9 protein-coding genes are annotated in these 10,594 nt (G+C 61.1%); 2 read left to right on the plus strand and 7 right to left on the minus strand.

Annotated features, from left to right (window positions below; genetic code table 11):
• Positions 1 to 2 precede the first annotated feature (2 nt).
• The 6 genes from ssuD to EN786_RS32290 form a co-directional block, all read right to left on the minus strand.
• Positions 3 to 1,181: an FMNH2-dependent alkanesulfonate monooxygenase gene (gene ssuD / locus EN786_RS32265; protein ID WP_189524337.1), complete on the minus strand. Its 1,179-nt coding sequence runs from the start codon at positions 1,179 to 1,181 to the stop codon at positions 3 to 5.
• Entirely contained in the window at positions 1,178 to 2,131 is a 954-nt protein-coding gene (locus EN786_RS32270) for a sulfonate ABC transporter substrate-binding protein (RefSeq protein WP_135909556.1), read from the minus strand. The genes ssuD and EN786_RS32270 overlap by 4 nt, the downstream gene beginning before the upstream one ends.
• A 742-nt stretch (positions 2,132 to 2,873) precedes the next feature.
• Positions 2,874 to 4,220, minus strand: a complete 1,347-nt coding sequence (locus EN786_RS32275) for an LLM class flavin-dependent oxidoreductase (RefSeq protein ID WP_135909558.1) — start codon at positions 4,218 to 4,220, stop codon at positions 2,874 to 2,876.
• A gap of 51 nt (positions 4,221 to 4,271) precedes the next feature.
• Positions 4,272 to 5,018: an ABC transporter ATP-binding protein gene (locus EN786_RS32280; RefSeq protein WP_135909560.1), complete on the minus strand. Its 747-nt coding sequence runs from the start codon at positions 5,016 to 5,018 to the stop codon at positions 4,272 to 4,274.
• On the minus strand, positions 4,994 to 5,872 hold the full coding sequence (locus EN786_RS32285) for an ABC transporter permease (protein ID WP_135909562.1): 879 nt from the start codon (positions 5,870 to 5,872) through the stop codon (positions 4,994 to 4,996). Before EN786_RS32285 ends, EN786_RS32280 begins: the two co-directional genes overlap by 25 nt.
• Before the next feature lie 31 nt (positions 5,873 to 5,903).
• Positions 5,904 to 6,956, minus strand: a complete 1,053-nt coding sequence (locus tag EN786_RS32290) for an ABC transporter substrate-binding protein (protein WP_246688800.1) — start codon at positions 6,954 to 6,956, stop codon at positions 5,904 to 5,906.
• A gap of 1,131 nt (positions 6,957 to 8,087) precedes the next feature.
• On the opposite strand from EN786_RS32290, the gene pmtA reads away from it, so the two are divergent.
• Both pmtA and EN786_RS37965 read left to right on the plus strand, forming a co-directional pair.
• A complete protein-coding gene (gene pmtA / locus EN786_RS32295; protein ID WP_135909597.1) occupies positions 8,088 to 8,681 on the plus strand; it encodes a phospholipid N-methyltransferase PmtA in 594 nt (197 codons plus the stop codon).
• 272 nt (positions 8,682 to 8,953) lie between these two features.
• Positions 8,954 to 9,466 carry a hypothetical protein gene (locus tag EN786_RS37965; RefSeq protein WP_189524338.1) on the plus strand — a complete coding sequence of 171 codons (513 nt, stop codon included), beginning with the start codon at positions 8,954 to 8,956 and terminating at the stop codon, positions 9,464 to 9,466.
• A gap of 578 nt (positions 9,467 to 10,044) precedes the next feature.
• Here EN786_RS37965 and EN786_RS32305 read toward each other — a convergent pair.
• On the minus strand, positions 10,045 to 10,594 hold a 550-nt coding region (locus tag EN786_RS32305; protein WP_210238909.1), incomplete at its 5' end, for a hypothetical protein.

Consider the following 10,594-nt stretch of genomic DNA (forward strand, 5'->3'; position numbering starts at 1 on the left):
GCTCAGGACGCCTTTCTTGCGGCCGGACGGATCTCGTTGGCTATCGTCTCGCCGAACGGACCGGTGTTGACAGAGAGCTCGGCCCTCTCCGGCGCGTGCGCCAGCGGCAGCAGTGGGAAGACGAGTTCGGCGAAGCGGTATGCCTCTTCGAGATGCGGGTAACCGGACAAGATGAACGTGTCGATCCCGATGGAGCGATACTCGTTCATGCGCGCCGCCACCTCCTCGGGCGAGCCGACGAGGGCGGTGCCCGCGCCGCCTCTGACCAGGCCGACGCCTGCCCAGAGATTCGGGCTGACCACGAGCTTGTCGCGGCGGCCGCCATGCAGCGCGCTCATCCGGCTCTGGCCGACGGAGTCCATCCGCGCGAACACGGACTGCGCCTTGGCGATCGTCTCATCGTCGAGATGGGCGATAAGGCGGTCTGCTGCCGCCCAGGCCTCATCGGAGGTCTCGCGCACGATGACGTGGAGGCGGATACCGAAGCTGAGCCTGCGGCCGTGCTTGCGCGTGGCGGCCTTCACCTTGGCGATCTTCTCGGCGACCAGAGCGGGGGGCTCGCCCCAGGTGAGGTATTTGTCGACGGTTTGCGCGGCGACCTCGATTCCCTCGTCAGACGAGCCGCCGAAATAGAGCGGCGGGTGCGGTGCCTGCACCGGCGGAAACAGCAACTGTCCGCCCTCGAGACGGATATGCTTGCCTGACGTCGTCACGGTCTCCCCGGCGAGCAGCGCCTTGTATGCATGCATGAACTCGCGGGTGATCTCGTAGCGGTCGGCGTGGCTGAGGAAGATGCCGTCGCCCTTGTTCTCGACCGGGTCACCGCCGGTGACGACGTTGATCAGCAGGCGGCCATTCGAGAGGCGGTCGAGCGTCGCGGTCATGCGAGCCGCCACCGTCGGCGGCTGCAGCCCGGGCCGCACCGCGACCAGGAATCTCAGCCGCTCAGTGGAGGTGAGCATCGCCGACGCGACGATCCAGGAATCCTCGCAGCTCTTTCCCGTCGGCAACAGCACGCCGTAGTAGCCGAGCTGGTCGGCCGCTTGAGCGATCTGGCGCAGATACGGGAGGTCGGTTGCACGGCCGCCGGCCGCGGTGCCCAGGTACCTGCCGTCCCCGTGGGTCGGCAGGAACCACAGCACGTTCACGCGGTCGGGGGCGAGATCGGCAGCGAGATTCACGACTGCGGCTTCCTTACGGCATCGGCGACCGAGATCGAATGCGGGATCAGGCCGAGGTTGAAGAATACGTCGGCGATCTTCTGCTGGGCGGCCACCACCTCCGGCGTGACCGGCTTCACGCCGTACGTCCGCCGTTCGACGGCGACTTCGAGGATCTCGGCAGGAATGCCGAGCGCCGGCGAGAACTGTTCGGCCACGTCGCTGCGGTTGGCGTTGATCCACGTGTCGACCTCGCCGAGCGACGCCACGATCGTGTCGACCACATCAGGGTGGGCATCGAGGAAGTCGCGGGAGGCGAGATAGAACTCGTGGTTATCCACGACGCCGCTGCCGTTCGCCAACTGCCGGGCGCCGGTTGCTGCCTCTGCTGCAGCCAGGAACGGCTCCCAGATAACCCAGGCGTCGACCGCTTGCTTCTCGAAGGCTGCGCGTGCGTCGGCCGGCGGCAGGAAATTGACCTCGATGTCCGAGTAGGCCAGGCCCGCCTTCTCGAGAGCCTTGACCAGCAGGTAGTGAACATTGGAGCCCTTGTTCAATGCGACCTTCTTGCCCTTCAGGTCGGCAAGTGTCTTGAGCGGGCTGTCCTTCGGAACGAGGATTGCCTCGGCTTCGGGCGCCGGCGGCTCATAGCCGACATAGACCAGCGGCGCGCCGGCCGCCTGTGCGAAGATGGGCGGCGCCTCGCCGGTCGTGCCGAAGTCGATGGAGCCGACATTGAGCGCCTCGAGCAACTGTGGTCCGGCCGGGAACTCGGTCCATTCGACCGTGTAACCCTGCGGCTTCAGCTTCTCCTCGAGCAGGCCCTTGGTCTTCAGGAGGATGAGCGTGCCGTATTTCTGGAAGCCTATCCGGACGACTTTGTCCTCGGCGTGGGCTGCCGCCGCTGCCATGCTCAGGGCAATGCTGCCGGCAAGCGTGATCTGTGCGAGATACCGTGTAAACGCATTCATCAAATCGGACTCCTTCTCCAAGCCGGTCGAACTTTGATCAGCGGGCACGAACAGCGTCGCGCGGTGCGGCAATCTCGGAAGCGCCGTCGGAATTGCCCGATCGATTGAGCCTACCGAGGCAAAGAACTGCTCTCAAAGAAAATTCTACTAACTTTATAGACATTAGAGAATGAATTGCCCTGCCGAGCGAGAGCCGCGGAAGAACCTGGTCCATCCAAGTCTGACAGCCGATCTCGACCAGTCAGGCCCTGGGTCGTCTCGACGGGTGGCTGGCGAGCAGGCGCCGACGAGTGCTGGCACTGGACACGGACGTCAGGGATCGCTTCGATCTCGAGAAAGGCGCCGCGGGTAAGGGGGCCAACGCCTACAAAAAGTCGCTGTGTCTTCCATCCCGGTTGATCAGCGCCATCGGTAGCGGATGTCGAGGTGAAGCCTATCCGTCCGCGCCATACCTCTGGCGAGCAGGGACCGGATCAGGGGGGTTGGTGCTCTGCTCGGATCCGCGATCAGGCCGGCGCAGTCGTAGACCCGTCCGGCCCGAATCTCCTCAAGCGCGGCCATCAGGACCCAGCTGGCACCAACGCCGATGATCGCAACGGACCTGATCGGAGCGGTGCCGGGAGTCGGGTCGCGATACGCGGAAAAGGCGACTGTGATGATCGCGCGAGTCTCCGTGGCGGCCCACAAACTATAATGGTGTTGGCGTAACGCTTTTAGGTTGAATGCCCGATGCGAAGGTGGCTCAGGCGGTCGCCTTTTGCGGCCGGCTGAACGTATTTTCCGGGCGCGGCAGACCGAAATGGTCCCTCAGCGTTGCCCCGTCATAGTCGTGCCGGAAAAGTCCGCGCCTGCGCAAGATCGGCACCACCTCCGCGGCGAATATGTCGAACCCGCCCTGCAGGTAGGGCGGCATGATATTGAAGCCGTCCGCGGCACCATTGTCGAACCATTCCTCGATCTTGTCGGCGATCTGTTCGGGCGTCCCGGCCTGAACCCAATGGCCGCGCGCCCCGGCGAGGCGGTGGAGCAGCTGGCGGATGGTTGGATTCTCGCGCTCGATGATGTCGAGTACGACGTGGAAGCGGCTGCTCGCACCACGCTCGCCCTCGATGCGGATAAGCTCGCGCGGAAATGGCCCGTCCAGATTGTAGCTTGAAAGGTCGGCGTCTACGATCCGGCGTAGCTGGTGAAGGGAATATTCCGGCTGCGTCAGCTCGTTGAACTCGTCATGCAGCGCACGGGCTTCCGCCTCGGTGGAACCGATGAAGGGGCTGATGCCGGGCAAGACCTTGACGTGGTCAGGATTGCGGCCAACCGACTTCACGCGCGCTTTGATGTCGGCATAAAATTCCTGCGCGTTGCCGAGTGTCTGATGTGCTGTAAATATCGCCTCGGCATAGCGGCTTGCGAATGACCGTCCGTCTTGGGACGAACCTGCCTGCACGTAGACCGGACGGCCCTGCGGCGAGCGTGGAAGCGTGAGGGGTCCCTTCACCCGATGATATTTGCCGATGTGGTTGATCGGGTGGATCTTGTCGGTGTCGGCAAAGATTCCGGACACCCGGTCCGCGACAAGCGCGTCGTCCTCCCAGCTGTCCCAGAGCTTCGTCACCACGTCAACGAATTCGCTTGCGCGCTCGTAACGGTCGGCGTGGGTTGGATGTCGGTCAAAGCCGAAATTCAACGCTGCGGACGCATCGCCCGTCGTGACGATGTTCCAGCCGGCGCGCCCGCCGCTCAAATGATCGACGGAAGCAAACAGCCGGGCCAGATTGTAGGGTTCGTTGTAGGTGGTCGAGGCCGTGGCGATGAAGCCGATGCGTTCGGTCACAGCAGCGAGAGCCGAAATCCATGTCAGCGGCTCCAGCCTGAAGCGGCTTGCGTAGCGAATGTTGTCGGCAAGCGCGGGCCCGTCGGCAAAGAACAGCGCGTCGAACTTGCTTGCCTCGGCCTTTTTCGCCAGTTCCTGATAATAGGCGATATCCAGCACTCTCTCGGGGGCGGAATCCTTGTAGCGCCAGCCGGCTTCATGATGGCCGCCAGGATAGATGAAAAGGTTGAGATTCAATTGTCGTTTTTCGGCGGGCATATGTCAGTCCTCCTGGGTGGTGATGCTGAGCGACAGGTCTTGGGGGGCCGTTCAGACGGGCAACACAGGCTTTGTCTCGACGCCGAGATGACGCAGAAGTTGGGAGCGGATCTCGCCGAACCGGCGATCGCCATGATCGCGTGGCGTGGGGACATTGATTGCGATGTCGGCGACGATCGCGCCGTTGTCGAGCACCAAAACCCGGTCCGCCAGCGTTACGGCTTCGTCCACATCATGGGTAACCAGCAGCACGGCCGGCTGGTGACGGGCGCAGAGCTGGCGCAGCAGATCGTGCATGCGCAGGCGGGTCAGCGCGTCGAGCGCGCCAAACGGCTCGTCCGCTAGCAGCAGCTCAGGATCACGAACCAGCGAGCGCGCCAATGCCACCCGCTGCTGCTCGCCACCAGAGAGTTCGACCGGCCACGCGTTCTCGCGGCCGCTCAGGCCAACCTCTTCGAGAGCTACCCGTCCGCGTTCGGCGGCGTCCGGCAGGTCGAGGCCAAGAACCACATTCTCCAGCACTCGTTTCCATGGCAACAGCCGGGCATCCTGGAACACCACCGATTTCTTGTCGGGTATTTCGAGTCGGCCGGAGCCGGAGACTTTGTCGTCGAGATCGGCGAGCGCGCGCAACAATGTACTCTTGCCCGACCCGCTACGGCCGAGAAGGGCGACGAACTCCCCCTTCTCGATGTCGAGGCTGAGGCCGTCGAGGATGGTTCGCGGCCCGAAACGTCTCACAAGGCTCTCGACCCGCACCACCGGCGCGCCGCTCAATCCGCCAAGGTGCGACGCCATGACAGGGACCTTTCCTGGAAGAAGCGGACGCTGCCGTCGGAGGCTAGACCGAGCAATGCGTAGACGACGAGGCCGACGATGATGATGTCGGTCTGGCCGTAGTTGCGTGCGAGATCGATCATGTATCCGATGCCGCTGGTGGCATTGACCTGTTCGACAACCACCAGAGACAGCCAGGCATAGGTCACCGCGAAACGCAGGCCAAGGAAAAACCCTGGAAGGGCGCCGGGCAGGATGACCTCGCGGATGAATTCGCGGTAGCCCATTCGCAAGGTCTGGGCCAGTTCGACATAACGGCTGTCTATGCTGCGCAAGCTGCTGTGGGTCTGGATATAGATCGGGATCAGGACAGCCAGCGCGATGGCCGTCACCTTCATGCCCTCGCCGATGCCGAACCACAGCATCAGCAGCGGGATCAGAGCGAGCGTCGGTATCGCCCGCTTGATCTGGACGGGACCGTCTATGATGGCCTCACCAAGCCGCGACAAACCTGAAATGAGAGCAAGGATGGTCCCGATCAGGACACCGAACACCAGCCCCTGTGCTGCCCGCCAGGCAGACGTCGTTAAATTATGCTGAAGCTTCCTTTCGGCGATGAGATCGATGGCGGTGCCGACAACCGACCAAGGTGCCGGCAGCGTTCTAGGATCGATCAGGCCGGCGATACTGCCGATGGACCAGATCACAAGAAGAAGTGCAGGCCCAATCAGCGCGCCAAACGGGATCGTTCGCCCAAGTGCAAGTCGCCTCGTCCCGGTCTTGCGGGGCTCCACGGCGGGCGGGATCAACAACCTTTCATCCGATGGGTAGGGAATGTTGGGGGCAACTGCGGCGGTGTTGGAGAATGCGTTCATCGGTGTCGTCTCCGGTCTCGGAAGGCAGGCGTCAGGAGGCGTTCAGCGCGTTTGTGGCGATCGCCTCGAAGCGCCTGTCGAACAGGTCCTCGGCCTTGATCGCGGGCTTGTTCAACTCCTTGGCCAGGAGATCGATCGTCGCCTGCTGGCGCACGATCACGTCGTTCCAGTCGGAGGGGATGTCGAACTGACCATCAGCGTCGACCAGATACTGGCCATCTTCTGTGTTGAGGCCCTGGGTGGGGACGTAGTACCCCTCGATCCACTCCTTGGGATGCTCTTCCACCCAACGGGCGGCTAGCGCCCAGTAGCGCACATATTCGCCGAGAGCGGCTGCTTTGGCCGGGTCGTCAAGCACGGCTTGTGGGGCATAGAGATGGGCTGGATCATCGCGCAAGCCGTGCGGGATGGTGGTAGCGCCGTCGGCGCCATACTGGCGCAGATAGCGCTTGATGAGGACGCCCGAGATCGGCGCGACGTCGACTTGCTTGCCGGAAAGTGCCACCGGATAGGCATCGCCTTTGCTGGGCAATTCGATGAGATTTACATCCTCCTTTTCCAGGCTGGCGGCCTGCAGGACCCTCAACACCAGCGCGCCCTGTGCCTGACCGGGGCTGAAAGCAATCCGTTTGCCGCGCAAATCCGCGAGCGTCTTGACCTCAACTCCCGGTGCAATGCCGAGTTGATAGATCGGGTGCGCAACCGGTTCCTTGCGGAACTTCGCGGCAATGATCTTGACCTTGAGCCCAGTCCAGGTCGCGTGGATGGGTGGAATGTCGGCAACCGATCCGACGTCCAATGCGTTGGCGCGAAAGGCTTCGATTGTCTGTGGGCCGCCGCTGATATTGGCCCATTCGACCTCGAACGGCAGTTGATCGATCAGCCCCGATAATTCCAGCGCCCTTTGCGTCTCGGGATCGCCGATACGAAGGACAGTGCCCGCCGGGATGTTGGTCGGCAGTTTGCCAGCGTCCGGACTACCCGCCTGCGCAATGAGGGGGGAGAAAGAAGCGACCAAGCCTACCGCGAACGCGGTCACGAACCCACCAAATCTCCTTCTTGAAAATCTCTCCACAGCTAACACCATCGTCTTGCTCCAGTTTGGGGAAGGCTCCGAATTTCACTGCTAGTATGTCCAGCGTTTTGGTAGACTATAAAAGTATCAGGTGCTGTTCTTTGCCACCCGATGGAAACGCTGTTCGCCTCCAATGCTCATTTGGAGCACGTGCCGCCCAACAACAGGCGGCTTAGGACGCTGCAGAGCAGCTCGCGTTTCTAACCGGCGCCCGTCGCCAAAAGCGGTTCCTGATGCCCTCTGCGCCTTGCCAGCAAGCTTCGGCTTGGAACAGGACCCAGCGTGAAGCCGCCTAGCAGAAAAATTGCTTTGGCTCCGGTCGTGTAAGAGCAGGCACTATGACCCTGCGCCGTGTACCGGCCGTTAGGAACGGCCGGGGTCGCAATCTGCTTTCTCTAACAGAGCGAGGCCGGCTTCGTAAGGACCGGAAGAGTTACTGTTTCCTTTTCGAAGGATTCCCTGAAAAGTCTTCTGCCTAAAACTCATTATTGTGGTCCAGCTGTCGTATTTTCCAAGGCCATTGCAAAGTAGAGTGATAGCACCTTGCCGCCTGCGCGGCAGGGAAGGCCATGGCAGAGCCGGAACCACGGTAGGACGGCGCAGACCGTCAGGCTCTTCAAAAAACTATTCAGAGGGGATCGTCATCATTGGTCCGGAGGTTGGGAGGCTCGGCCGGCTGAAAAGAGGACGTTGGCAATGGGGCGGCCACGAGATAGCTGGGGTGATCCACGCCACGCATTTGCACGGATCACCTGCCAAAAATGGCGGACCGGTCCCGGAATCGAGCCGCCGTCGCGGGTTTTTTGCGGCCGTAGCGGCCTCGCTCTCTGCTGTGCGCCTGGCGAAGCCCGCAGCAGATGAGAAACCCTGCGTGCGTCGCGCTGGCGCTGATGGTGCAGCCGGAGATACGGCTGCTCGATGAGCCGTGGGGGCTCTCGAGGCCATGACCGAAATTTCCATACAGGAAGAACTGGCGCGCATCTGAGCGAGACAAACGTCATCATGATGGACAAGGCGTGCCAGCCGGCGCGGGCGTTTCGCGCCTCCGGCGCGGCAATCATCCCTGTGAATCAGGCTTGTTTGTATAGCGAAACTTCGACAAAAAGTCGCTCCGACGCGGATCGGGAGAAGGGAGCGGATATGGTCTTTCGATTGAAAGAGCGACTTGGCAAGAAACTTGAGGAAGAAGTGCAATTCTTCAAATGTTGGCAGAAGGATAAGAAAGGTGTTGGCGCACTCATGCCCACCTCGATCCATGCGGCGCGCCGCATGGCTAGTGTGGTCAACCCGCATTCTGGATTGCCGGTTTTGGAGCTTGGTGCCGGGACTGGTGTCATCACCAGGGCCATCCTAGAAAGAGGCATCAAACCGCATCGGTTAACTTCGGTCGAATATTCCAAGGATTTTTATGATGGCCTGGTGCGACGCTTTCCGGGAGTGGATTTCCGCTTGGGCAATGCGTTTGCCCTGGAAGAAATTCTGGGGGAGCGCCGGGAAAAGTTCGATTGTGTCATAAGCGCAGTGCCGATGTTGAGCTTTCCGATGCAACAGCGCCTCGCACTGCTCGAGGATTTGCTTGCACGAATCCCGGCCGGGCGACCTGTGATCCAAATCACCTACGGTCTTCTGTCACCGGTGCTCAAAATGCCCGACCGTTACATCATTTCTCACTATGATTTCGTCGTTCGCAATGTCCCCCCCGCACAACTCTGGACCTATCGACGAGCAGTGTGAAACCACAGGGGACGCGAGCGACAGGTGGCTTTCGGAATCCTTGTACAGGACTGCAAAGCCGATTGAACTTGGTGCTGTGACCAGCCATTCGCGGCCTGGCTGGACCGCCTTCCATTCCGCATTTTCTGGGGATGATTTGACCGCAGCAGAGAGATGATGTTCGGCTACAAGCATTGAGAGCGGCGCAGCTTCCGCTAAAGCCTATATTTCTCCGGTATTTCGGCTATGCATTCCTCGAGACGCGCCAGGCGGAACTTCGCATTGCGAAGTTCATGTCCGGCTTCGAAACGTCCATGGCGTCCTTGACGTGTGGGCGCTATGAGGTCGTGCTCCAGTTCCGCAATGCGCGCACGCACCTGCCGAGCCTCGTCCTGTCGCAACGCCCTGATCCATCCACGCCCGCGCATCGGTCTTCCTGCCAGCACCCCAAAAGCCATGCGGGTTTATCCACCGAGACCCTAATTTCCGGCAAGCCGAAACGCTCGAAATTTAACTTCGGCTATTTTAGCGAAGACAAAGAGGGCTCTTTGGAAAAAAGGCGGCGCTTGGAAGGACGAGAAGCGAATAGAAGGTCATCCGTCCCATCGGCCATCTTCGGCTCTGACGTCATGCGCAATCTGTTTATCTGTTTGAGGGGCGCTGAATCTGCAACGGTTTGGGCATGCCGCGGACAAGCGAAACGCCGGCCAGTCTCGATTCTCCTAGCTGGCTTTGCCCGCCGTTGCCGACGCGTCCAGATCGTCAGCATTGCCAAGTACGTTCAAAGTCCGGTCCAGCGCGCCTAGTCATTTTTGATCTCGGCAAGCCTGTCTCGAATGCGCTCAGCTTCGGTGAACAGATCGGCCCGCATGGCGCAAGCCATTTACCGTTTGTTGGGGTCTATCGTTCATCGTGAGGTAAGCCGCGAAAAGGTGTTGCGTACGCGGCTCATTCTCCCCCGAAAACCGGCTCTGCACCTACTGGAATGTTGGTGCTCTTGCTACATAGGGCCGCACTTTCGCAGCCATGGTGGCGCAGCAATTGGAATTGGTGTTGTTTGAGCAGCCACTCGTGCGAGGGCCTGCATCGACGTTCTGTGATCGTGTGGCTGAAGCAGGCCCGCTTCTAGCCCGCTGAGCGCCGCCTGCTTGCGGGCCGAGGCAGCGGAGAGATGATGTTCGCTGCAAGCGTGCTTGGCGTGCAACTACTCAATTCACCGGCTATCGAAAACGTTCTAAGCAGATGGCATGCTCGCCAGCGGCAGCCTTTCCGCAGTCAAACCCGGCTTCGTGCCCGTCCTCAAACGGGAGAGCGGCTGATCAAAGACGCTGCCGGCCTGTCATGGACAGTTCGACAGGGCAGCTTCAATCCTGGCGCAGTTGACCTACCGCGCCGCTCGGTTATGGCGGAGCACCCATGGCAGGCGCCGCTTCCATCGTTCACCTGGCCGCAGAGAAACATCTCTCTGCCAGCGCTTCTTCTTGCGAGTCCGTCTGCCTTCAGTCGGTGCGTTCGATGCCTCCGGAAGCGGCGCTTCTTCAACCCTAGGCGGCTTAGGAACCGATACATCGGGCAAGACCATGTCATTGACATCGGGTACTGCTTCACCAATGGCGGCCATGGGCTGAGAACGGATATCTTCACAAGGAAAAATCGGCGCTTCAGCGATAGCTTCAGTCTTGGCTTCCGCGACATCGTTCGTAATGGCGGCCAGGTCGATGCCGGCCCAGATTGACTGTGGCCGCTTCACGAGCCCACGCTTCTGTTTGATCTCGACGACAAAGGGTCGCTGCTGCCTCATAGTGCTCTTGACGTTGCCCCCAGTTTCTATCCAGTTTTGAGTTCGTTTCCGGCGTGGGTTGTGCCCTGCTGGGCGGGTGAAGCGACGGGCGCTGGCGCGGAGCCTTTGGCATAGCGCAGCGCGAGCGACCGTC

This window comes from Mesorhizobium sp. M4B.F.Ca.ET.143.01.1.1 (assembly GCF_004792275.1).
In the GTDB taxonomy this organism is placed as follows: Bacteria; Pseudomonadota; Alphaproteobacteria; order Rhizobiales; family Rhizobiaceae; genus Mesorhizobium; species Mesorhizobium abyssinicae.

Bases quoted from the DNA above. Each gene is read 5' to 3' on its own strand.
- EN786_RS32285 (WP_135909562.1), bottom strand. From the start codon at position 5,872: ATGAACGCATTCTCCAACACCGCCGCAGTTGCCCCCAACATTCCCTAC.
- EN786_RS32280 (WP_135909560.1), bottom strand. From the start codon at position 5,018: ATGGCGTCGCACCTTGGCGGATTGAGCGGCGCGCCGGTGGTGCGGGTC.
- EN786_RS37965 (WP_189524338.1), top strand. From the start codon at position 8,954: ATGTCCGGCTTCGAAACGTCCATGGCGTCCTTGACGTGTGGGCGCTAT.
- EN786_RS32270 (WP_135909556.1), bottom strand. From the start codon at position 2,131: ATGAATGCGTTTACACGGTATCTCGCACAGATCACGCTTGCCGGCAGC.
- pmtA (WP_135909597.1), top strand. From the start codon at position 8,088: ATGGTCTTTCGATTGAAAGAGCGACTTGGCAAGAAACTTGAGGAAGAA.
- EN786_RS32275 (WP_135909558.1), bottom strand. From the start codon at position 4,220: ATGCCCGCCGAAAAACGACAATTGAATCTCAACCTTTTCATCTATCCT.